The sequence below is a fragment of the Shinella sp. Sh6 genome, from assembly GCF_055392685.1.
This window is the reverse complement of sequence record NZ_AP044005.1, coordinates 1-22,380: the sequence shown is the minus strand read 5'-3', so window position 1 is coordinate 22,380 and position 22,380 is coordinate 1. Positions and strand designations below refer to the sequence as shown.

The following is a 22,380-nucleotide window of genomic DNA, read 5'->3' as shown; positions in this document are numbered from 1 at the left end:
GGTCTGTTCTTCCCAAAAAAGAGGTGCCACCCTAGCCGCGCGACGATATAGAAAACAACAGGCGTTGAGACGCTACGGGCCTATCGCCCACAGGAGTGTGAAGGGGGGAGCATGCCGGGAACCGACAAATCCGATCGCCAGAGGGCAACCGTCACGGATACGGAGGCGCTGGACTTCCACGCCAACGGCCGTCCCGGCAAACTCGAAATCACACCGACCAAGCCGATGGCGACGCAGCGGGACCTCTCGCTCGCCTATTCGCCGGGCGTCGCCGTGCCGGTGAAGGCCATCGCCGAGGACCCGGCGACCGCCTACGACTATACGACGCGCGGCAACATGGTCGCCGTCATCTCGAACGGCACCGCCATCCTCGGCCTCGGCAATCTCGGGGCGCTCGCTTCCAAGCCCGTGATGGAAGGCAAGTCCGTCCTCTTCAAGCGCTTCGCCGACGTCGATTCCATCGACCTCGAGGTCGACACCGAGAATGTCGACGAGTTCATCAACTGCGTGCGCTACCTCGGCCCCTCCTTCGGCGGCATCAACCTCGAAGACATCAAGGCGCCCGACTGCTTCATCATCGAGCAGCGCCTGCGCGAACTGATGGACATCCCCGTCTTCCACGACGACCAGCACGGCACCGCCATCATCGCCGCCGCCGGCCTCATCAATGCGCTGGCGCTGACGGGCCGCGACTTCAAGACGACGAAGCTCGTGTGCAACGGCGCGGGCGCGGCCGCCATCGCCTGCATCGAGCTCATCAAGGCGATGGGCTTTGCGCCGGACAACGTCATCCTCTGCGACACCAAGGGCGTCATCTACCAGGGCCGCGAAGAGGGCATGAACCAGTGGAAGTCGGCCCATGCGGTCAAGACCGACCGCCGGACGCTCGCCGACGCGCTCGCCGGCGCGGACGTCGTCTTCGGCCTTTCGGCCAAGGGCGCCTTCTCGGAAGAGATGATCCGCTCCATGGCGCCGCGGCCGATCATCTTCGCCATGGCCAATCCCGATCCGGAGATCACGCCGGAAGAGGTCGTCCGCATCCGCGACGACGCCATCGTCGCGACCGGCCGTTCGGACTATCCGAACCAGGTCAACAACGTGCTGGGCTTTCCCTATATCTTCCGCGGCGCGCTCGACGTGCGCGCATCGACGATCAACGACGCGATGAAGATCGCCGCCGCCGAAGCGCTCGCCAAGCTCGCCAAGGAGGACGTGCCGGACGACGTGGCCGCCGCCTACCAGGGCGTGCGCCCGCGCTTCGGGGCGCAGTACATCATCCCCGTGCCGTTCGATCCGCGCCTCATCTCGGCAATCCCCGTCGCCGTCGCCAAGGCCGCGATGGAAACCGGCGTCGCGCGCAAGAACATCCCGGACCTCGACGCCTATGCGCGCGACCTGAAGGCCCGGCGCGACCCCATCGCCTCGACGCTCCAGCAGATCTATGCGCGGGTGCGCCGCCAGCCCAAGCGCGTCGTCTTCGCCGAGGGCGAAGAAGAGCAGATGATGCGCGCCGCCGTCTCCTACGCCAACCAGCAGCTCGGCACGGCGATCCTCGTCGGCCGCGACGACCGGATGCGCGAAGTCGCCGAGCGCGCCGGCATCGATCTCGACCGGCCGGGCATCGAGCTGCTCAACGCGCGCATCTCCACGCGCAACGACGCCTATATCGACTATCTCTATGCCCGCCTGCAGCGCAAGGGCTTCCTCTACCGCGACGCCCAGCGCCTGATCCACAACGACCGCAACCATTTCGCCGCCTGCATGGTGGCGCTCGGCGATGCGGACGCGATGGTGACGGGCCTCACGCGCAACTACTCCACCGCGCTGGAGGACGTGCGCCGCTGCATCGACGCCAAGCCCGGCCACCGGGTGATCGGCGCCTCGCTCGCGCTCTGCCGCGGGCGCGCCGTGCTCGTCGCCGACACCGCCGTGCACGACATGCCAACCTCGGAGGAACTGGCCGATATCGCGGAAGAGGCTGCCGGCCTTGCCCGCCGCCTCGGCTACGAGCCGCGCGTCGCCATGCTCGCCTATTCGACCTTCGGCCATCCCTCGGGCGAGCGTTCGGAGCGGGTGCGGGAAGCGGTGAAGATCCTCGACCGGCGCCGCGTCGATTTCGAGTATGACGGCGAGATGGCCGCCGATGTGGCGCTCAACCCGCGCATCATGGAGCAGTATCCGTTCTGCCGCCTTTCGGCGCCCGGCAACGTGCTCGTCATGCCGGCGTTCCACTCGGCGTCGATCTCGACAAAGATGCTGCAGGAGCTCGGCGGCTCGACCGTCATCGGCCCGCTGCTCGTCGGCCTCGACAAGTCGGTGCAGATCGTCTCGATGGGCGCAAAAGACAGCGACATCGTCAACATGGCGACGCTCGCCGCCTATAATTCCGGCGTCTGAGGCGGACAAAAAAGCCGCCCGTCCCGGAGGTCTCGGGCGGGCGGCAAATCGGACTTCGGCGACCTCGCCTAGCTGGCGAAGCGCCCGGCGTCGGCACCGTAGTAATTCAGGTAACGGCCGGAGATCTTGCCGATCGGCAGGACGATCAGCACGTCCGTCGTGTTGAAGGCATGGTCGACGACGGCGCCCTCGCCGATCATCGCGCCGAGGCGCAGATACCCCTTGACCAGCGGCGGCATGGCGGTGAGCGCCTTGCGCGCATCGACCCCTTCGGCCGGCATCAGGTCCATGGTGCGCAGGAGTTCCGGCCGTGCCGCAACGCTCCACTCGTCCTTCGCCTTCACGTTATGGTGCAGGAAGGAAAGCGCTAGCGCGTGTTCCTCCGGCACCGTGCCGTGGAAGGAGGCGCAGCCGAACATGACGTCGATGCCGTATCGCAGCGAATAGGCCCAGGCGCCCTGCCAGAGCAGCTCCACCGTGCGCTTGGTGCGGTAGGCCGGCAGCACGCAGGAGCGGCCGAGCTCCATGAAACGCTTGTCCGGATGGCGGGCGATCAGCGCGTCCACGTCGAATTCCGACTGGGAATAGAAGCCGCCGGAGGTGGCGGCGACCTCCTGCCGCAAAAGGCGGTAGGTGCCGACGATCTGCTCTTCGGCATCGCCCTCGATGGAGGTGTCCAGCACGAGGAGGTGGTCGCAGACCATGTCCCAGGCATCGACATCGCGCTTACGGCGCACGGCATCCGGCGAAAGCTGCGCCTGCATCTCCTCGGCGAAGACGCGGTAGCGCACGGCCTGCGCGGCGTCGATCTCTGCCGGCGAGCGGGCAAGGCGGGTTTCCAGGTTGCCGATGCGGCCGAGCACGTCGGTCGCCGCCTGGCCCGCCACGGAGCCCGGTTCCTGGGCGATATCCGCCGGAGCGGTGGTCTGGGCGAGGTCGAGGGTCATGGCAATCTACCCGTTGAGAGAAACTGTGCGGTTCTAACCACGATTCTGCAACAGGATAATGACGTAAAGCAGGCTTGGATAGCGAAAACGCGCGTCAGGTTCCGGCGCGCCGGGCAAGCCGGGCGACCTCGGCGGCAAGCCGCGCCGGATCGGCGGGCTTTGCCAGCACCGCGGCGACCCCGGCGCCCGCAAGCGCCTCGGCAAGGCCGGCGCGGCCGTCCGCCGTCAGCACGATGACCGGAAGGCGGGTGCTTTCTGCGATCCGCGCGATCATCTCCGTCCCCTCCCCGCCCGGCATGCCGAGGTCGGTGACGACGAGGTCGACGGCAGGCTCCCCGGAAAGGGCGGCAAGGAGGCCCGCATAATCCGGCACATGCCGCACCGCATGGCCGGCGCGCTCCAGCATGGCGCGTACCAGCATGGCGTTCACCGGATCGTCCTCGGCCAGCAGGATGCGCACGCCCGCCGGAGCGGAAGAGACGGGTTCGGCCACGGGCGCGGGCGGCGGCGGGTCTTTCAGGATCGGCCGGTTGTCGTTGATCGCATCGCGCACCTCGATGCCCTTCATGCGGCCGCGCAGCACCTCGACCAGCGAGCGCTCGCGCAGCGGCCGGATGAGCCAGGAATCGTAGCCCTCGCCGTTGCCGAGGGCCCGGCCGCCGCGCTCCTCGGGGTTGACGAGGTAGATGCGCCGCGCCGCGCTCTTGCGGAAGAAGGCGAGGTCGGCAAGCTCCCGGCGGAAGGCGCCGGCCAGGCGGTTGTCGACGATCATGTCGGTAAGCTCGGTGCCGCTGACGGCAAGGCGGCGGGCGATATCCGCGGCATCGGCGACGGAGGAGGCCGCATGGCAGGCCCCGCCCAGCGCCTCGATCGTGCGCACGAGCGCGGCGGAGGCGGGCCCTTCCGGCGCCAGGAGGAAGACGCGGCTGCCCTTGAGCACGGTCCTGCGCGAAGCCGCCTCGCCCGCGCCCTTGCGGGCATCGACCGGCATGCGGATGGTGAAGGTGCTGCCCTTGCCGGGCGTGCTTTCGAGCGTCAGCGCGCCGCCGGCCTCGGTGAGGATGCGGGCGGAGATGGCGAGGCCGAGGCCGGTGCCGCCGCTGCGCTGGGCCGCGCTTCCCGTCTGCTCGAATTCCTCGAAGATGCGGGCCTGCTCCTCGGCATTCATGCCGGGGCCGGTATCGGTGACGCGGATGACGACGGCGCCGCGCTCCAGCCTGGCCTCCAGGAAGACGCCCCCCGCATGGGTGAACTTCACCGCATTGCCGACGACGTTGTAGAGCACCTGGCGCAGGCGCGGCGCGTCGTAGGTCAGGAGCCCCGGCACCTCGGGCGAGACGAAGGAGCCGATCTCGATGCCCTTTTCATGGGCGCGGCTGGAGAGCATCTCCACCACGCTTTCCAGCATCGGCCGCACCGGCTCCTCGGAGGGACGGAGCTGGAAGCGGCCGGCCTCGATGGTGGAGAAGTCGAGGAGGTCGTCGACGAGCTGGACGAGGGCATGGCCGGACTGGCGGATGCCGGCGAGATAGTTCTTCTGCTCGGCCGAAAGCCGCGTCTGGCCGATGAGATGCGACATGCCGAGAATGCCGGAGAGCGGCGTGCGGATCTCATGGCTGACGGTGGCGAGGAGGCGCGATTTCGCCGCGCTCGCCTCTTCCGCGCGCTGGCGGGCGCGCTCGCGCTCGCCTTCGGCGCGGCGCTCCTCCGTCACGTCGCGGGCGATGGAATGGATGACGAGGTCGCCGGAGGCGGGATCGCGCACCGTGACGTCGTGCCAGGAATAGATGCGCCGGCCCGCCGGGCCGTTCACCTCGACATCGTAGCGGTGTGCGGCGGCCTGTGAGCGGAAGGTAAGGCCCAGCGCCTCGCAGGTCCGGCCCTCGACGAGGGCTGCGCCCGTCAGTTCGCCGAGCACCGCATTGGCGCGGAGGATGCGGCCGTCGAGGGCGCGCATGACGACGATATCGCCGAGCACGTCATGGATGGCCGAAAGGATCTGCGAGGTCTCGCTGCGCTCCCAGGAACGGTCGTCCGACGTTTCGCCGACGGGCGCCTTTCCGGCCCGCCAGAGGAGGAGCCCACCGGCGATGCCCGCAAGGCCGAGGCCGGCGGCAGCGGCATAGAAGCCGGCGACCGCACCGGCCGCGACCACAAGAGCGGAGAAGAAGAGCGCGGCGACCGCCAGCAGGCCGAAAAGCCCCGCATGGCCATGGGCCGGCACGGCGCCGGCCGCTTCGCGGCGCGCGCCGTCCTCCGGCCCTTTTGGCAAGGAACGGGCGGGCCGCGGCGATGCTTCGGCGAATTCGGCTTCGAGCCTGTCCTGTAGCTTGGCGGGTTCGCTCATGAGGTCCGCTTACCACGCGGACCGTTCAAATCGGCTTCAGCAAGTCGTTCGAATTTTAACGACCGCGGCGGCGCAGCAGGACGAGCTCGTCGAAGACGACCAGCACCGCGCCGATGGTGATGAAACTGTCGGCGAGGTTGAAGACGGCGAAGGACCAGGTGGCCGTGTGGAAGAGCACGTAGTCGATCACGTAGCCGAACAGCGCCCGGTCGATGAGGTTGCCGAACGCGCCGGCGATGATGAAGGCATAGCCGGCGTGGGCCAGCCCCCGCGCCTTCGGCGTCTGGTGCCAGAGCCAGATGACGAAGCCGACGACGAAGAGGCGCAGCGTGACGATGAACCAGCCCTCCATGCCCGAAAGCATGGAGAAGGCGACGCCGTAATTGTAGGTGCGGTAGAGCGCCAGCATGGGCATGACCGGCACCGGCTCCTGGAAGGGAAGGAAGGCCTCGACGGCGAATTTCACCGCCTGGTCGAGGAGGAGCGCCAGGAGGATGACGACGATGACCGGCACCGGCCGGGACATGAGGGGGACACGTTCGTTCATGCGCGGTCTTCCAGCGTCAGCAGGTGGCGGCGCGCCTCGAAGAGCATGATGCCGGTGGCGATGGCAAGGTTCAGCGAATCGGCACGGCCGGCCTGCGGGATACGGGCGAGCGCATCGGCCTCGCGGGCAAGCGCCTCCGGCAGGCCGGACTGCTCGTTGCCCATCAGCAGCACGACGGGCTTCTTTTTATAATCGATGGTGCGGTAGTCGACGGCGCCGGCAAGATGGGTGGCGACGACCGAGACGCCCGCCCCCTTCTTCCAGGCGAGGAAATCGGCGGGGCTCGCCTTCACCAGCGGCAGGGCGAAGACCGAGCCCATGGTGGCGCGCACGGTCTCCATCGAATAGGGATCGGTCGTTTCGCCGACGAGGATGACCCCGCTCGCGCCCGCCGCATCGGCCGTGCGGATGATCGTGCCGAGGTTGCCGGGATCGCGCACGCGGTCGAGCGCCACATAGGTTTCGTTTGCCGCCGGCTTCAGGTCCCGGATATTCGTCCAGCGCTGGGTGAAGATGCCGACGACCATCTGCGGGTTGTCGCGCCTCGTGATCGAGGAGAGCACCTTCTCGCTCACCTCCAGCACCAGCCCGCCGCGCGCCACCGTCTTCGTGGCGCATTGCACGACCTGCGGCTTGTCCTTGACGTTCTTGGCATAGACCAGCGTCCTGATCTCGAAGCCGAGCTCCAGCGCGTCGATGACGAGCTTCAGGCCCTCGGCCATGAAGCTCTTCATCTCGTCGCGGTGCTTCTTGTCCGACAGCGCCTTGATGTCCTTGACGATCGGGTTGGAAAGGCTCGTGACCTCCTTCACCTGACCGACGCGGCGGCTCCCATGATGTTCGTGGCTCATGCGCTGATCCATCGGCTGAAGAGGGAGGTGGAAAGCGCGCGGCCGGCATCCCGGCCCTCGCCGCTCTCGCGGATGACGAGTTCGCCCGATTCCACCGTGCCGCCGGCCCCGCGCATCGTCTCGCGCATCAGCTCGTGGATGGAATAGAAGCTCGCGCGGATCGAATAGGCCGTCAGCACGAGGCCGATGGCCTTCGGCGACAGGATCTCCCGGCAGATGTCGAGCATCAGCGGCAGGTGGTCGAAGAGATGCCAGACCTCGCCGTTCGGGCCTCTACCGAATTTCGGCGGATCGGTGAGGATGATGTCGTATTTGCTGCCGCGGCGCTCCTCGCGCTGGATGAACTTCATCGCATCCTCGCAGATCCAGCGGATCGGCAGCTTCTCCATGCGGCCGAGCACCTGGTTCTCGCGCGCCCAGCCGATGGCCTTCTTCGAGGCGTCGACATGGGTGACTTCCGCGCCGGCGGAGGCGGCGACCAGCGAGGCGACGCCGGTATAGCCGAAAAGGTTCAGCACCTTGACGGGGCGGCCCGCCGTCTCGACCTTCTCCTTCATCCAGCGCCAGTGGGCGAGCTGTTCGGGGAAGACGCCGACATGACGGAAGGCGGTGAAGCGGCCGTGGAAATCGACGCCGAGGAGTTGCATCGGCCAGGTCTCGCCGAGCGCCGCCTTCGGGAACTTCCAGCGCCCCATGCCGTCCTCGTCCGTATCGCCGGTGAAGATCGCGTCCGCCTTGTCCCAGAGGCTCGCCGGAAGGCTGCGCTGCCAGAGCGCCTGCGCTTCCGGACGCACAATGCGATAGGGGCCGTACTGCTCCAGCTTCTCGCCGGCGCCGCTGTCGATGAGGCGGTACTCGTCGGAGCCCGCCGTTTCGAGGATCACCGGCACGCGCTCGGCGGGCTTTTCGCCCTCGCGGCGCATCAGCGGGCGGGCGGGCGCCTCCGGCGCCGGGCGCTGTTCCTTCTTCGCAAGCGGGGGCCTTGCGGGCTGGGCCTTGGCTGCCGGCCTTTCGGCGCGCGCCCTTGCGGGCGCGGCGGGGCCGTTCTTCGGCCGGCGATTTCTGTCCTTCACGATCGATCGTCCGTCGTCGGTTGAAACTTGCCGGCAGCGCCGGAAACAAGCGGTCCCCATACCATCCCTCCCCCACTTGGCAAAGCGCTTTCCGATTGCGATAAATCGAAGCCGACAAGGGAGGATCGATCATGGACATGTCCGGCGAAGAACGCATTGCCGCGCCGCGCGAGGCCGTCTGGGCGGCGCTCAACGACCCGGAGGTGCTGAAGGCCTGCATTCCGGGCTGTCAGTCGCTGACCATGAAATCGCCGACCGAGCTGGAGGCGACGGTGAAGATCAAGATCGGCCCCGTCTCGGCCACCTTCAACGGCGAGGTGACGCTTTCCAACCTCAATCCGCCGGAAAGCTATACGATCTCCGGCGAGGGCAAGGGCGGCATCGCCGGCTTTGCCAAGGGCGGGGCGGACGTGCGCCTTGCCGAGGACGGCGACGGCACGATCCTGTCCTACGACGTGAAGGCGCAGATCGGCGGCAAGCTCGCCCAGCTCGGCTCGCGGCTCATCGATTCGACCTCGAAGAAGCTCGCCGCGCAGTTCTTCTCCGATCTCGGAGAGAAGCTGAACGGCGGCGCGGCCTAGATCATTTTCCGGGAGAGGGCAGCACGGCCTGCGAGGCGATGGCCTCGGCGCGGGTGCGGTGCTTTTCGGCTTCGGTGTGCCACTTGACCGCCTCGCTCGCCTCGATGCGGGCGCGCTTGCGGTGCTTGCCCTGGGTGAACCAGGTCGCGAGCGAGCCGACGACGAGGCCGAAGATCACGGCCAGGAAGAGATAGACGAAGAAGGGCGCGGTGACCGAGAGGACGCTGTCCTCCGGCCGGAACGGATTGAGCGCCAGCGTCACGGACTGCCGGTTCGCCACCGACAGCACGATCAGCACGATGCCGATCGGGATGAGGACGAGGACGTTGACGATTTTCTTGATCATGGGGTCACCCTGTCGGCGCGAAGGCCTCAATCGTCCTGGTCGGCCTGGCCGGGATTGAGGCGTTCGCGCAGTTCCTTGCCGGTCTTGAAGAAGGGAACCCACTTCTCCTCGACGAAGACGGCGTCGCCCGTGCGCGGGTTGCGGCCCGAGCGCGAGGGACGGTTCTTGACGGAGAAGGCGCCGAAGCCGCGCAGCTCGACGCGGTTGCCGGCCGCCAGCGCATCGGTGATCTCGTCGAGGACCGCGTTGACGATGTTCTCGACGTCGCGGTGGTAGAGATGGGGATTACGGGCGGCGACGATCTGAACCAATTCCGACTTGATCACGGTATCCCCCTAAAAGTTCTTGTTTTTCAATCGCGATCAACCTGCCAAACCGAGACCAGACCGTCAAGAAACAACTTTTCGCCGGTCAGCTTTTCGATTGTCGGCTGGAGGTCGACGGGAAGGCCCAGCACGGAGCGGGCGAATTCGCGCATGCTGCTGCCGAGGAACGGAAAGCCGGAGCGGCCGGCGGCCTCGTAGTCGACGACGGGAAGGTCCGCCTTCACCTTGCGCCCGTCGAGATAGGCGCGGATCGCCTCCGGCCCGCCGAGCGTATCGACCAGCTTGTTGGCAAGCGCCTGGCGGCCGGTGAAGATGCTGCCGTCGGCAAGGCGCAGCACCTCGGCGCGCGGCAGCTTGCGGCGCTCGGCGACGAGGTCGACGAACCAGTCGTAGCTGTCCATCACCATGGAGCGGATCATCGCCTTGGCGTCCTCGCTCGCCGGGTGGAAGGGCGAGGGCTCGGCCTTCAGCGGCGCGGACTTGATCTCCTCCAGCGAGACGCCGATCTTGTCCATCAGCTCCTTCATCTGCGGGTACTGGAAGAGGACGCCGATGGAGCCGGTGATCGAGCTTTCGCCGGCGATGATCGTGTCGCCGGCCGTCGCGATCATGTAGCCGGCGGAGGCGGCGAGCGTGCGCACGTCGGAAATGACGGGCTTCTTCTCCGCCACCTTGCGCAGCGCCTTGAAGATGACCTCGCCGCCATAGGTGGTGCCGCCGGGCGAGGCGATCGTCACGACGAGGGCTTTCGCCCGGTCGTTGCGGGCGATGCGGTCGAGACGTTCCAGAAGCTCGGCATCGTCCTGGATGATGCCGGTGATCTTCACCCGCGCGATGTGGTCGCCCGCCTCGCCGCCCGGCCAGCGCCAGGCGACGGCGGCGAAGACGGCGGCAAGCGCGACGAGGATGGCCGCGACGCGCCAGAAGGTGAGCTTGCGGCGCAACTGCCGGCGGTCGGCGATGGCGGATTGGTCCATTCCCTGTCGTCCCTTGTCCTTGTTGGCGCCCCTTATGGAGGGGGTGACTTGCCGAAGACCCTATCGATATGGCATTCCCCGTGGGAATGGCAATTCATCGCTGAACTTTCTTGGCCTCCATTGTTTGTTCAGGAATAATCGCCATATGGAGCCCGTTACAGACGCAACCCGTGATTTGCAGGGCGTCGGGCAGCTGGAAATTCAAGCAGGCAGGATGCTGGAAAGCGTGACAGACGCGCCCACGGGCGCACCGGGCATGGGTGTTTCCGCCGAGGCCTACCGCCTCGCACGGCGCCATTCCGCGCGCGTGCGCTTCTTCAAGGTGGCCCTTCCGGCCGCCGCGCTCGTCATCGGGGCGATCTTCGCGGTCGTGTCCTTCGTGCGCACCTACCTTCCCTCCGACCTCCATGTGGAAAGCGCCTCCATCGAGGACGGCAAGATCGTCATGCAGAGCCCGGCGATCGCCGGGCGCAACAAGGACGGCATCAGCTATTCGATGAAGGCCGAGCGGGCGCTGCAGGACATCAAGCAGCCCGACGTCATCACGCTCGAGAACATCACGGCGCAGATGCCCGTCAACGAGAGCACCGTCGCCGAGGTGATCGCCAAGACCGGCATCTACGACCGCGGCGGCAACCTGCTCGACATGGTTGCGCCCTTCACCATCAACCTCAATACCGGCCTGAAGGCCGCCTTCCAGTCCGCCCATCTCGACATCAACGGCGGGACCCTCACCTCCGACCAGCCCGTTTCCATCCATTCGCGCGCCGCATCCATTGTTGCGCAGTCGCTGCGAATGACGGATAAAGGCCATGTCATCGTCTTCGAGGGCAAGGTCGTCGTCGACGTCGATCCTGCCGCCATCCGCAACAAAGAACAGTAAGAGCGCCATGTTCGCCACCCTTTCCGCCCCCGTCCGGGCCGCCAGTCTCCTGGTTCTTGCCGCAGGCTTCGCGCTTTCTGCCGGCGCTGCCGGTGCCCAGACCGAGAGCAAGATGACGGGCATGCAGCTCTCCAACGACCAGCCGATCCAGATCCAGAGCGACAAGCTGGAAATCCACGACCAGGAGCGCCAGGCGGTCTTCACCGGCAACGTCAAGGTGGTGCAGGGCACGACGACGCTGCAGGCCGGCAAGATGGTCGTCTACTACACCTCGGGCGGCGGCTCGGTGGCCAGCGGCGATGCGGATATCGAGAAGATCGACGTCTTCAACAAGGTCTACCTCAAGTCCCAGACGCAGGAGGCGACCGCCGACACCGGCACCTTCAACATGGTCAACCAGACGCTGCAGCTCAAGGGCGACAAGGTCGTGCTTTCGGAAGGCGAGAACGTCTTCGTCGGCTGCCAGCTCAACGTGGCCATGAACACGGGCGAGGCCAAGCTCGACGCCTGCGGCGGCCGCGTCATGATCCAGCTGGATCCCAAGTCCCGCAAGAAAACGAACTGAGTAGCGCTTTCCTCGTGACCTTTCCCCTGCTCAACCGCCTGACGCGCCGCCACCGGAACGCCGCGCACGAGCCGCAGCGCAGCACCGATGTCGCGCGCTATGAAGGAACCCTCATCGCCCGCGGGCTGACGAAGGCCTATCGCGACCGCCGCGTCGTCAACGGCGTCTCGCTGGTCGTGCGCCGGGGCGAGGCCGTCGGCCTGCTCGGCCCGAACGGCGCCGGCAAGACGACCTGTTTCTACATGATCACCGGGCTCGTGCCGGTCGACGAGGGCTCGATCGAGATCAACGGCCATGACGTGACGACCATGCCGATGTACCGCCGCGCGCGGCTCGGCGTCGGCTACCTGCCGCAGGAGGCATCGATCTTCCGCGGCCTGACGGTGGAGGAGAACATCCGCGCCGTCCTCGAGGTGCACGACAAGGACAAGGCGCGCCGCGAGGAAAAGCTCGACAGCCTGCTTGCCGAATTCTCGATCTCGCATCTGCGCAAATCGCCGGCCGTCGCGCTTTCGGGCGGCGAGCGCCGGCGCCTCGAGATCGCCCGCGCGCTTGCCACCGACCCGACCTTCATGCTGCTCGACGAGCCCTTCGCCGGCGTCGACCCGATCTCCGTCGCCGATATCCAGGCGCTGGTGCGGCACCTGACCTCGCGCGGCATCGGCGTGCTCATCACCGACCATAACGTGCGCGAGACGCTCGGCCTCATCGACCGCGCCTATATCATCCATGCCGGCGAGGTGCTGACGCACGGGCGGGCCAACGACATCGTCAACAATGCGGACGTGCGCCGCCTCTATCTCGGCGACAATTTCAGCCTCTGAGGCGTCGGCCGGCCGCGATCTTCACCATGGCTTCGGCTTGCGCTTGACCAAATCCATCAAAAAAGCAATTTTCGGGCCAGTTGGATTTTCTCGCCCCGATGGCCGGGGCGCCTCTTCGGGAGCCGATCGTCCGCATGGCCCTTGCCGCCAGCCTTTTCCTGCGCCAGAGCCAGTCGCTGGTCATGACGCCGCAGCTCATGCAGTCGATCCAGCTCCTGCAGATGACGCATCTGGAGCTGACGCGCTTCATCGAGCAGGAGGTCGAGAAGAACCCTCTCCTGGAGATCGCCGCGAACGATGACGGCCCGCGCGAGGACGGGCGCGCGGCAGCGGACGAGCCGGGCGAGGCCGGCGCCGGCGATGACGCGCCCCAGCCGGACCTCTACGATTCGGCCGTCGGCGGTGCGACGTCCGACACGTTCGACGGCGGCCTCGACAACGTCTTTCCCGACGATGCCGGCCCGCGCGCGGCGGATGCGCCGGAACTTCTCGGCCAGTGGAAATCCATGCCCGGCGGCAGCGAGGACGGCGAGGGCTACGACCTCGACGCCTTCGTCGCCGGCCGCAAGACGCTGCGCGACGTGCTCGGCGAGCAGATCCCCTTCGTGCTGGCCGATCCGGTGGACCGGCTGATCGCCCAGCATCTCGTCGACCAGCTCGACGAGGCCGGCTATCTCCAGGGCAGCACGGCGGAGACGGCGCTGAAGCTCGGCAAGCCCGCCGGCGACATCGAGCGCGTGCTGTCCCGCCTGCAGGAACTGGACCCGCCCGGCGTCTTCGCCCGTTCGCTCGGCGAATGCCTCGCCATCCAGCTCAGGGCCCTCGACCGGCTCGATCCGGCCATGGCCGCGCTGCTCGACAACCTGGAACTGCTCGCCCGGCGCGATTTCGCCACGCTCAAGAAGCTGTGCGGCGTCGGCGAGGACGATCTTCTCGACATGCTTGCGGAAATCCGCAAGCTCGACCCCAAGCCCGGCGCGCGCTACGAGGCGAGCGGCACGGAGGCCGTGGTGCCGGATATCGTCGTGCGCGCCGCGCCGGACGGAAGCTGGCTGGTCGAGCTCAACCCCGACACGCTGCCGCGCGTCCTCGTCAACCGCGACTACTATGCCAGCGTCTCCGCCCGCACGAGCCGCGACAGCGCGGACTACGGCTTCCTCAACGAGTGCCTGCAGACCGCCAACTGGCTGACGCGCAGCCTCGACCAGCGCGCCCGCACCATCATGAAAGTGGCAAGCGAGATCGTGCGCCAGCAGGACGCCTTTCTCCTCCACGGCGTCGATCACCTGCGGCCCCTCAACCTGAAAACGGTCGCCGAGGCGATCGGGATGCATGAATCGACCGTCAGCCGCGTCACCTCGAACAAGTACATGCTGACGCCGCGCGGGCTCTTCGAGCTGAAATATTTCTTCACCGTCTCCATCGGCTCCGCGGAGGGAGGAGACGCCCATTCGGCCGAGGCCGTGCGCCACCGCATCCGTGCCCTGATCGCCGAGGAGCGCCCCGAGGCGGTGCTTTCCGACGACGATATCGTGGAAGCCCTGCGCAGGGGCGGCGTGGAGCTTGCCCGCCGCACGGTGGCCAAGTACCGCGAGGCGATGAACATCCCCTCCTCGGTGCAGCGGCGGCGGGAAAAACGGGCGCTCGCGAAAGCCGCCGGCGCCTGAAACAAAGGGGGGGGAAAGCGGCGTTTCCACCTGTCAGACGTTAACAATGCCTGAATCGGACGATTGACTTCACGGGCTGGACCGGCTAATGCGCGCCCCAATTCCGAAGGGAAGACAGGCCGGAATTCCAGGGATATCCCCGCTTTTCTCTATCGTGCAGCGCACAAGAGGGCGGCTCATGTGAAACGCTTGGAACGCGGATGAGGTTGGCATAGACTGTTGCACGCAAATCACGAAAGAGAGGTAACCTCCATGAGTGTGCGTGTATCCGGTAAACATATGGAAATCGGCGACAGTTTCCGCCAGCGCATTGAAGAGCAGGTGGAAGAGGCCGTAACCAAATATTTCGACGGAGGATATTCGAGCCAGGTCACCGTGGAAAAAGCGGGATCGCGGTACAGCGCGGACTGCAAGATTCATCTCGATACGGGCATGGCCTTGCAGGCGAATGGCGAAGCAAACGATCCGCTGGCATCCTTCCAGGCTGCCGCGGAGCGGATCGAGAAGCGCCTGCGCCGGTACAAGCGCAAACTCAAGGCACACCACAACGGCAACGGCTATGACGGCTTTGCGGAAGTGGCCTACACGGTGATGGATTCGGTCCCCGACGAAGACGAAGAGCTTCCCGAGGACTACGCACCGACCATCGTTGCGGAAAGCACGAAGAAACTTCGGACCATGTCTGTCGCAAGCGCCGTCATGGCGCTCGACATGACGGACGAGCCGGTTCTTCTCTTCCGCAGCAGCGGCTCGGAGCAGCTCAATATCGTCTACCGACGCAACGACGGAAATATTGGCTGGATAGACGCAGCCAGTATCAAAGGCTGAGTGACGGGAGCGTGGTGCCGGGACGGGCACCACGCCTCTTCAAACCCTTCACCCGGCGACGAGGACAAAAGCATGGCATTGGCAGGTTTGCTGCAGCAGAGTGCGATTATTCCGGCGATGAAGGCCAATTCCAAGAAGCAGCTGCTTCAGGAACTGGCAGCGAAAGCGGCAAAGATCACGGGGCTTCCCGAACGAGAGATCTTCGACGTCATCCTTCAGCGTGAACGGCTCGGCTCGACCGGCGTGGGCAATGGCATCGCCATCCCGCACGGCAAGCTGAAGGCGCTCACGCAGATCACCGGCCTTTTCGCAAGACTCGAGACCCCCGTGGACTTCGAGGCACTGGACGACCAGCCGGTCGACCTCGTCTTCCTGCTCCTGGCCCCGGAAGGGGCCGGCGCAGATCATCTGAAGGCCCTTTCGCGCATTGCGCGCGTGCTGCGCGACCCCGCAATGGTCGCAAAGCTGCGCGCTTCCGACAGCGAAAGCGCCATCTACGCCTGCCTCAGCGAAGAGCACGCATCCAACGCCGCCTGAGGCACTTCAAGCCCACATGAAAAAGCCGGCGGCCCCATGGACCGCCGGCTTTTCCTTGCTCTGTTGCCTGGGGGTCAGGCCTGTGCGGCGTTCGGTTCGCCGGCGGGGGTCTTGGGGCCGCCCTTGGCGACGCCGACCATGGCCGGGCGCAGGACCCGGTCGCCGATGACGTAGCCGGCCTGCACGACCTGGACGACCGTGCCGCTGGGAACGTCCGGGTTGGGGACTTCGAATATGGCCTGGTGGAAGTGCGGGTCGAACTTCTCGCCGATCGGGTCGAGCTTGCGCACGCCGTGGCGTTCGAGGGAGGCGAGCATCGAGCGCTCGGTCATCTCCACGCCCTCGGCGAGCGCCTTAAGGCCCGCTTCGCCGGCTTCCAGCGCTTCGGCCGGGATGGCCTCCAGCGCGCGGTTCAGGTTGTCGGACACGGCCAGCATGTCGCGCGCGAAGGAGGCGACGGAGTAGGACTTCGCGTCCTTCACGTCGCGCTCGGTGCGCCGGCGCAGGTTGTCCATCTCCGCGGCAAGCCGCAGGTACTTGTCCCTGAGGTCGGCATTTTCCGCGCGCAGCGCCTCGATCGGGTCCGGCTCGGCCGGGGCCTCGACGTCGGCTGCGTCCTCGGGGGCGGATGCTTCCGCGGCGAAGTCCTTTTCCGCCGCTTCGTCAGGTCCGTGTTTCTTGGTCTCGTCGGTCATGACGTACTCCGAATTGCATTTTCTGGTGTTTGGGCCCGATATCGAGCTTTGGTCCTGAAAAATCAAGGGCCGGCAACCGGATTGCCGGCTTCAGCGCGAAAGCCGGGTCATCAACTGCGCCGTATAGTCCACCATGGGCACGATACGGGAATAGTTGAGCCGCGTCGGCCCGATGACGCCGACCGCACCGACGATCTTCTCGTCGCTGTCCCTGTAGGGCGCGACGATGAGCGAGGAGCCGGAGAGCGAGAAGAGCTTGTTCTCCGAGCCGATGAAGATGCGCACGCCGGGGCCCGTCTCGGCAAGGTTCAGGAGCTCGATCAGGCTGTCCTTGCGCTCGAGGTCGTCGAAGAGCATGCGCAGGCGGTCGATATCCTCCGCACCGGCAAGCCCTTCGAGCAGGTTCGCCCGGCCGCGCACGATGAGGCGCGTCGGCTTGCCCTCGTCGAAGCCGCCGGACCAGACGGCAAGGCCGCGCTCGACGAGATCCTGCGAGAGCCTGTCCAGCTCGTGGCTGATCTCGCCGCGCAGGCGCTCGAGCTGGGAGCGCGCCTCCACGAGCGTATTGCCCGAAAGATGGGCGTTGAGGAAATTGGCGGCCTCCGTGAGCTGCGAGCCCGTGACGCCCGCCGGCAGATCGATGATGCGGTTTTCCACCTGGTCGTGGTCGCCGACCAGCACGACGAGCGCCTTGGTCGGCTCCAGGCGGATGAACTCGACATGCTTGAGGACGGCGTCGTTCTTCGACGTGATGACGAGGCCGGCGCCGCGCGACATGCCGGAAAGGGCCTGGCTCGCCTCGTTCATCATGGTCTCGACGGCCGCGTGCTTCTGGCCGTGCGGGCGCATGTGGCGCTCGATGGAGGCGCGGTCCTCCGCCGAGATGTTGCCGACCTGCATGAAGGCGTCGACGAAGAAGCGCAGGCCGAGCTGCGTCGGCAACCGGCCGGCGCTGACATGGGGCGAATAGATGAGGCCGAGCTCCTCCAGGTCGCTCATCACGTTGCGCACGGAGGCGGGCGAGAGCGACATGGGCAGGATGCGCGACAGATTGCGCGAGCCGAGCGGCTCGCCGCTTTCCAGATAGCTTTCCACGATGCGGCGGAAAATCTCGCCCGACCGCTCGTCGAGCGCCGCAAGACTGTCAGGACCCGGAGATCTCTTCAAAACCATCCTCGAACCGCAACGCTGTTATCCTCAAGGATATATAGTGGCTTCACGGGGGCCGCGCAAAACGGATTTTCCATCCCCCGCCCCCGGGACCATTCCCTCGCCGGGCGAAACGGTCTAAAGCACTCCCCACCTATTTGAACGAGGAGTTCGCGATGCGGCCGTCCGGCAGAAAAACCGATCAGATGCGCAAGGTTTCCTTCGAGCGCAACATTTCCAAGCATGCCGAGGGATCCTGTCTCGTCAAGTTCGGCGACACGCATGTGCTCGTGACCGCCAGCCTTGAGGACAAGACGCCGCCGTGGCTGCGCAACAGCGGCAAGGGCTGGGTGACGGCCGAATACGGCATGCTGCCGCGCGCCACCGGCGACCGCATGAAGCGCGAGGCCGCGAGCGGCAAGCAGGGCGGCCGCACGCAGGAAATCCAGCGCCTCATCGGCCGGTCGCTGCGCGCCGTCGTCGATCTCGAAGCGCTCGGCGAGCGCCAGATCACCGTGGACTGCGACGTCATCCAGGCCGACGGCGGCACGCGCACGGCCTCCATCACCGGCGCCTGGATCGCGCTCCACGACTGCCTGAAGTGGATGGAAGCCCGCTCCATGATCAAGGTGGAGAAGGTGCTGAAGGACCATGTCGCCGCCATTTCCTGCGGCATCTTCGCCGCCCAGTCGGTGATCGACCTCGACTATCTGGAAGATTCCGCCGCCGAGACCGACGCCAACTTCGTCATGACCGGCTCGGGCGGCATCGTCGAAATCCAGGGCACCGCGGAGGGCAAGCCGTTTACGGAGGAGGAATTTACCGGCCTCCTGGCGCTCGCCCGCGCCGGCATCGCCGACCTCGTCGCCCTGCAGAAGCAGGCCGTCGCCTGAGACAAGGCCATCCCATGACCGCCGCGATCGAAGGCATTCTGGAAACCGCGCTCTATGCGGAGGACCTCGACGCGGCGGAAGCCTTCTACGGCGGCATTCTCGGGCTCGAAAGGATCACGCGGCAGAAGGACCGCCACGTCTTCTTCCGCTGCGGGGCGGGCGTTCTCCTGATCTTCAACCCCAGGGAAACGGTCCATCCCCCGCCGCCCGAGGCCTTTCCCGTGCCAGTGCACGGGGCCAGCGGACCGGGTCATGCCTGTTTCCGCGTTGCCGGTCCCGCGCTTGATTTCTGGGTGAAAAAGCTCGAAGAAGCCGGCATCGCCATCGAGGCGGACTTCCGCTGGCCGAACGGCGCCCGCTCCATCTACTTCCGCGATCCCGCCGGCAACAGCCTCGAATGCGCCGAGCCGGGCCTGTGGAACATCGCTTGAGGATACCCATGCGCAAGCTCGATACCAAGACGATCGTCGTCGCCAGCCACAATGCCGGGAAGATCCGCGAGATCGAGGACCTGATCGGCCCCTTCGGCTTTTCCGCGAAATCCGCCGCCGCGCTGAACTTCGAGGAACCGGACGAGACCGGCACGACCTTCGAGGAGAACGCGACGATCAAGGCGCTCGCCTCGGCGAAGGCCTCGGGCCTGCCGGCGCTTTCGGACGATTCCGGCATCGTCATCGATGCGCTGGACGGCGCGCCCGGCGTCTACACCGCCAACTGGGCCGAGACGGCGGACGGCACGCGCGATTTCGCCATGGCCATGGAGAAGGTGGAAAAGGCGCTTGCCGAAAGGGGCGCGACGGAGACCAAGGACCGTACCGCCCGCTTCGTCTCCGTGCTCTGCCTTGCCTGGCCGGACGGCCATACCGAGCTCTTCCGCGGCGAGGTGGAAGGCCATGTCGTCTGGCCGCCGCGCGGGAACAGGGGTTTCGGCTACGACCCGGTCTTCCAGCCGGAAGGCTACGAGACGACCTTCGGCGAGATGAGCGCGGAGGAAAAGCACGGCTGGAAGCCCGGCGATGCGAGTGCGCTCTCGCATCGCGCCCGCGCCTTCAAGCTCTTCGTCGAAACCTGCCTGAAGGCCTGACGCACGATGACGGCGGTGCCCTACGACATGAGGCAGAACCCGGGAACGGATGTGTTCGATCCCGGCTTCGGCATCTATGTGCACTGGCCCTTCTGTGCCGCCAAATGCCCCTATTGCGACTTCAACAGCCATGTGCGCCACCAGCCGGTGGACCAGCCGCGCTTCGTGCAGGCCTTCCTGAAGGAGATGGCGGCGATGCGCCGCCTCACCGGCTCGCGCTCCGTCACCAGCATCTTCATGGGCGGCGGTACGCCCTCGCTGATGGCGCCGGAGACGGTGGATGCGATCCTTAACGGCATCGCCCGCCACTGGCATGTGCCGGACGGCATCGAGATCACCATGGAGGCGAACCCCTCCAGCGTGGAGGCGGAGCGCTTCCGCGGCTACCGCGCGGCCGGCGTCAACCGCGTCTCGCTCGGCGTGCAGGCGCTGAACGACCGGGACCTGAAATTCCTCGGCCGCCTGCACGACGTCGCCGACGCGCTGAAGGCGATCCGGCTTGCCCGCGACATCTTCCCGCGCATGTCCTTCGACCTCATCTATGCCCGGCCGAACCAGACGGTGGAGGAATGGGACCGCGAGCTGAGGGAAGCCATCTCCTACGCCGTCGACCATCTCTCGCTCTACCAGCTCACCATCGAGGAGGGCACGCCCTTCTACGGCCTCCACAAGGCCGGCAAGCTGGTGGTGCCGGACGGCGAGCAGTCCGCCGTGCTCTACGAGGCGACGCAGGAGATCACCGAGCGCGAGGGCATGCCCGCCTACGAGGTTTCCAACCATGCCCGCCCCGGCGCGGAGAGCCGGCACAACCTCACCTACTGGCGCTATGGCGACTATGTCGGCATCGGCCCCGGCGCGCACGGGCGCCTGACGACCGGCGGCGCGAAAATCGCCACCGCCACGGAACGGCGGCCGGAGGGCTGGCTGGAGCTCGTCGAGGCCGGCGGACACGGCATAGTCGACCAGGAGCTCCTGGAGCGCGAGGCGCAGGCCGACGAACTGCTGCTGATGGGCCTTCGCCTCAAGGAGGGCATCGACCTTGCCCGCTGGCAGACCCTTTCCGGCCGCGACCCGGACCCGGAGCGCGAACGCTTCCTCATCGAGCACGGCTTCATCGAGCGCCTCGGCAATTCACGCCTGCGGTGCACGCCCGCGGGGATGCTGATCCTCGATGCGGTGGTGGCGGATCTGGCTTGCTGAGACCTGGCGCCCCGGTTTTGAAGACGAACATCACCCCCATGCACCGCCGTCATCCTCGGGCTTGACCCGAGGATCCACGTCCCATGGCAAGACGTCACTTGCGGCATGGATGCTCGGGTCAAGCCCGAGCATGACGGAGGAGAGGGTAGCGGCGTCGGAGAGGTTGCAGCAATCCATTCGCCCCAGACTGAAAAAGGGGCCTTTCGGCCCCTTTGCTCTATTCGTTGATCAACCGCTTCAGAAGCTCGATCTCGTGGCTGAGCTTGGTGTCGCCCGAAATCAGCTCCTCGATCTTGCGTACGGCGTGCAGCACGGTCGTATGGTCGCGTCCGCCGAAGCGGCGGCCGATCTCCGGGAAGGAGCGCGGCGTCAGGGTCTTCGACAGGTACATGGCGATCTGGCGCGGCTTGACGATGACGCGGGTGCGGCGGTTGGAGACGAGCTCCTGGCGCGAGACGTTGTAGTGCTTGGCGACGACGCGCTGGATGTCCTCGATGCGCACGCGGCGCGGCTCGCCGGCGGCGACCAGATGGCCGAGCAGTTCGTCGACGCGCTCGATCGTCAGGTTCGGCTCGAAGGAGCGGCGGAAGAGGAGCTGGTTGAAGGCGCCCTCCAGCTCGCGGCCGCTGGCCGTGATGTTGCGCGCGACGTGGCTGAGGATCTCGACCGGGATATCGAGCGAGCCGTCTTCCTGCTGGGCGGCCGCAAGGCGGCGCTTGAGGATTTCGAGGCGCATCTCGTAGTCGGGCGCTTCCATCTCGATGGCGACGCCCCCCTGGAGGCGCGAGCGCACGCGCGGATCGAGCGATTCCAGCTCCCAGGGCGCACGGTCGGCGGCAACGACCACCTGCCGGGCGGAATCGAGCAGCATGTTCAGGAGATGGCAGAACTCGTTCTGGATCGAGTTGCCCTGCAGGAACTGCATGTCGTCGATGATCAGGAGGTCGATGTTGCGCAGCGTCTCCTTGAGGGAGAGCGCATCGTTGTCGCGGATGGCGGTGGCGAAGCGCCACATGAAGTATTCGGCCGTCAGGTAGACGACGCGCGGGTTGCGGGCGCTCGAAAGGGCGCCGAGCGCGATCGCCTGCAGGAGATGCGTCTTGCCGAGGCCGACGCTGGAATGGACGAAGAGCGGGTTGAAGCGCACGGCACCGGCGCCGGCTTCCGCGATGGTGCGGGCGGCGGCGAGCGCCACGCGGTTCGACGTGCCCTCGACGAAGGCGTCGAACGTGTAGCGCGGGTCGAGCGGCGAGCCGAAGAGCGGGCCGGACTGGACGCGTGGCTGGGCGGCGGGCGTCACCGAGGCGGCGGCGCTTGCGACGGGCTGCGGGCCGCCTGCCGCGCGGCGCGGCTGGGCCTGCGGGGCCGGCTCGGCGGAGACCGCCTCGTCGGCGGAGCCGATGCGGGTGCCGCGGGTGGCGGTGCGCACCAGGATCTCGACCTTGAGGATTTCCGCGTCTTCCTGCTGGAAGAGGCTGGTGATGAGGTCGAGGTAACGGTTGTTGATCCAGGACTTCAGGAAGGTCGTCGGCACCGAAAGGCGCACGACGCTCTTGGAGACGGAATGAAGCTTCAGCCGGCCGAACCAGCTCGCGAAGACGTCCGGGCCGACCTGCGCCTTCAGGCGCGCACTGACCCGTTCGAAAAGCGCGTCCTGCTTCAT

The 22,380-nt window shown here is 66.7% G+C and carries 23 protein-coding genes; 12 read left to right on the top strand and 11 right to left on the bottom strand.

Going from position 1 to position 22,380, the window contains the following annotated elements:
• Window positions 1–111 precede the first annotated feature (111 nt).
• The gene (locus ACZ5TO_RS00115) at window positions 112–2,397 is read left to right on the top strand and encodes an NADP-dependent malic enzyme (protein ID WP_464799117.1); all 2,286 of its coding nucleotides are present in this window, start codon (window positions 112–114) and stop codon (window positions 2,395–2,397) included.
• Between the two features lie 68 nt (window positions 2,398–2,465).
• Here ACZ5TO_RS00115 and olsB read toward each other — a convergent pair whose 3' ends face one another.
• The 5 genes from olsB to ACZ5TO_RS00090 all read right to left on the bottom strand — a co-directional run bounded on the left by olsB (window position 2,466) and on the right by ACZ5TO_RS00090 (window position 8,162).
• Window positions 2,466–3,344, bottom strand: coding sequence for a l-ornithine N(alpha)-acyltransferase (olsB, locus tag ACZ5TO_RS00110; RefSeq protein ID WP_184145753.1), 879 nt, complete (start codon window positions 3,342–3,344; stop codon window positions 2,466–2,468).
• A 94-nt stretch (window positions 3,345–3,438) separates the two neighbouring features.
• On the bottom strand, window positions 3,439–5,691 hold the full coding sequence (locus ACZ5TO_RS00105; RefSeq protein ID WP_464799116.1) for a hybrid sensor histidine kinase/response regulator: 2,253 nt from the start codon (window positions 5,689–5,691) through the stop codon (window positions 3,439–3,441).
• Window positions 5,692–5,746: 55 nt separating this feature from the next.
• Window positions 5,747–6,238, bottom strand: a complete 492-nt coding sequence (gene lspA / locus ACZ5TO_RS00100; protein ID WP_464799115.1) for a signal peptidase II — start codon at window positions 6,236–6,238, stop codon at window positions 5,747–5,749.
• Window positions 6,235–7,089, bottom strand: coding sequence for a TrmH family RNA methyltransferase (locus tag ACZ5TO_RS00095; RefSeq protein WP_464799114.1), 855 nt, complete (start codon window positions 7,087–7,089; stop codon window positions 6,235–6,237). The genes lspA and ACZ5TO_RS00095 overlap by 4 nt, the downstream gene beginning before the upstream one ends.
• Complete coding sequence (locus ACZ5TO_RS00090) at window positions 7,086–8,162, bottom strand: class I SAM-dependent methyltransferase (protein WP_464799113.1); 1,077 nt, start codon at window positions 8,160–8,162, stop codon at window positions 7,086–7,088. Before ACZ5TO_RS00090 ends, ACZ5TO_RS00095 begins: the two co-directional genes overlap by 4 nt.
• Before the next feature lie 131 nt (window positions 8,163–8,293).
• Here ACZ5TO_RS00090 and ACZ5TO_RS00085 point away from each other — a divergent pair, with 131 nt between their 5' ends.
• On the top strand, window positions 8,294–8,743 hold the full coding sequence (locus tag ACZ5TO_RS00085) for an SRPBCC family protein (protein ID WP_184145757.1): 450 nt from the start codon (window positions 8,294–8,296) through the stop codon (window positions 8,741–8,743).
• A gap of 1 nt (window position 8,744) precedes the next feature.
• On the opposite strand, the gene ACZ5TO_RS00080 is transcribed toward ACZ5TO_RS00085, so the two are convergent.
• The 3 genes from ACZ5TO_RS00080 to sppA are packed head-to-tail and all read right to left on the bottom strand — an operon-like array spanning window position 8,745 to window position 10,392.
• A complete protein-coding gene (locus ACZ5TO_RS00080; RefSeq protein ID WP_184145758.1) occupies window positions 8,745–9,089 on the bottom strand; it encodes a LapA family protein in 345 nt (114 codons plus the stop codon).
• Window positions 9,090–9,115: 26 nt separating this feature from the next.
• Window positions 9,116–9,415: an integration host factor subunit beta gene (locus tag ACZ5TO_RS00075; protein WP_117367685.1), complete on the bottom strand. Its 300-nt coding sequence runs from the start codon at window positions 9,413–9,415 to the stop codon at window positions 9,116–9,118.
• Between the two features lie 26 nt (window positions 9,416–9,441).
• A complete protein-coding gene (gene sppA, locus ACZ5TO_RS00070) occupies window positions 9,442–10,392 on the bottom strand; it encodes a signal peptide peptidase SppA (protein ID WP_184145759.1) in 951 nt (316 codons plus the stop codon).
• Between the two features lie 214 nt (window positions 10,393–10,606).
• On the opposite strand from sppA, the gene lptC reads away from it, so the two are divergent.
• From lptC to ptsN, 6 genes are all read left to right on the top strand, one after another.
• Window positions 10,607–11,275, top strand: coding sequence for an LPS export ABC transporter periplasmic protein LptC (gene lptC, locus ACZ5TO_RS00065; RefSeq protein ID WP_184145760.1), 669 nt, complete (start codon window positions 10,607–10,609; stop codon window positions 11,273–11,275).
• 7 nt (window positions 11,276–11,282) lie between these two features.
• Entirely contained in the window at window positions 11,283–11,840 is a 558-nt protein-coding gene (locus ACZ5TO_RS00060) for an LptA/OstA family protein (RefSeq protein ID WP_464799112.1), read from the top strand.
• Window positions 11,841–11,878: 38 nt separating this feature from the next.
• Entirely contained in the window at window positions 11,879–12,664 is a 786-nt protein-coding gene (gene lptB / locus ACZ5TO_RS00055) for an LPS export ABC transporter ATP-binding protein (RefSeq protein WP_464800426.1), read from the top strand.
• Window positions 12,665–12,798: 134 nt separating this feature from the next.
• Entirely contained in the window at window positions 12,799–14,331 is a 1,533-nt protein-coding gene (gene rpoN / locus ACZ5TO_RS00050) for an RNA polymerase factor sigma-54 (RefSeq protein WP_184145762.1), read from the top strand.
• A 252-nt stretch (window positions 14,332–14,583) separates the two neighbouring features.
• On the top strand, window positions 14,584–15,159 hold the full coding sequence (gene hpf / locus ACZ5TO_RS00045) for a ribosome hibernation-promoting factor, HPF/YfiA family (RefSeq protein WP_184145763.1): 576 nt from the start codon (window positions 14,584–14,586) through the stop codon (window positions 15,157–15,159).
• Window positions 15,160–15,231: 72 nt separating this feature from the next.
• Complete coding sequence (ptsN, locus tag ACZ5TO_RS00040; RefSeq protein ID WP_184145764.1) at window positions 15,232–15,696, top strand: PTS IIA-like nitrogen regulatory protein PtsN; 465 nt, start codon at window positions 15,232–15,234, stop codon at window positions 15,694–15,696.
• A 74-nt stretch (window positions 15,697–15,770) separates the two neighbouring features.
• Here the strand turns inward: ptsN and grpE are convergent, their stop codons facing one another.
• Window positions 15,771–16,391 carry a nucleotide exchange factor GrpE gene (grpE, locus tag ACZ5TO_RS00035; RefSeq protein WP_464799111.1) on the bottom strand — a complete coding sequence of 207 codons (621 nt, stop codon included), beginning with the start codon at window positions 16,389–16,391 and terminating at the stop codon, window positions 15,771–15,773.
• A 90-nt stretch (window positions 16,392–16,481) separates the two neighbouring features.
• The gene (gene hrcA, locus ACZ5TO_RS00030) at window positions 16,482–17,558 is read right to left on the bottom strand and encodes a heat-inducible transcriptional repressor HrcA (protein ID WP_246434352.1); all 1,077 of its coding nucleotides are present in this window, start codon (window positions 17,556–17,558) and stop codon (window positions 16,482–16,484) included.
• 158 nt (window positions 17,559–17,716) lie between these two features.
• Between hrcA and rph the strand changes: the two genes are divergently transcribed.
• Genes rph through hemW form a run of 4 tightly spaced genes read left to right on the top strand, consistent with a single transcriptional unit; the run spans window position 17,717 to window position 20,717 of the window.
• A complete protein-coding gene (gene rph / locus ACZ5TO_RS00025; protein ID WP_184145767.1) occupies window positions 17,717–18,433 on the top strand; it encodes a ribonuclease PH in 717 nt (238 codons plus the stop codon).
• A gap of 14 nt (window positions 18,434–18,447) precedes the next feature.
• Complete coding sequence (locus ACZ5TO_RS00020; protein ID WP_184145768.1) at window positions 18,448–18,864, top strand: VOC family protein; 417 nt, start codon at window positions 18,448–18,450, stop codon at window positions 18,862–18,864.
• Window positions 18,865–18,872: 8 nt separating this feature from the next.
• Window positions 18,873–19,517 carry an RdgB/HAM1 family non-canonical purine NTP pyrophosphatase gene (gene rdgB / locus ACZ5TO_RS00015; RefSeq protein WP_464799110.1) on the top strand — a complete coding sequence of 215 codons (645 nt, stop codon included), beginning with the start codon at window positions 18,873–18,875 and terminating at the stop codon, window positions 19,515–19,517.
• Between the two features lie 6 nt (window positions 19,518–19,523).
• On the top strand, window positions 19,524–20,717 hold the full coding sequence (gene hemW, locus ACZ5TO_RS00010) for a radical SAM family heme chaperone HemW (RefSeq protein ID WP_464799109.1): 1,194 nt from the start codon (window positions 19,524–19,526) through the stop codon (window positions 20,715–20,717).
• Window positions 20,718–20,934: 217 nt separating this feature from the next.
• Here hemW and dnaA read toward each other — a convergent pair whose 3' ends face one another.
• The gene (gene dnaA / locus ACZ5TO_RS00005) at window positions 20,935–22,380 is read right to left on the bottom strand and encodes a chromosomal replication initiator protein DnaA (protein ID WP_184145770.1); all 1,446 of its coding nucleotides are present in this window, start codon (window positions 22,378–22,380) and stop codon (window positions 20,935–20,937) included.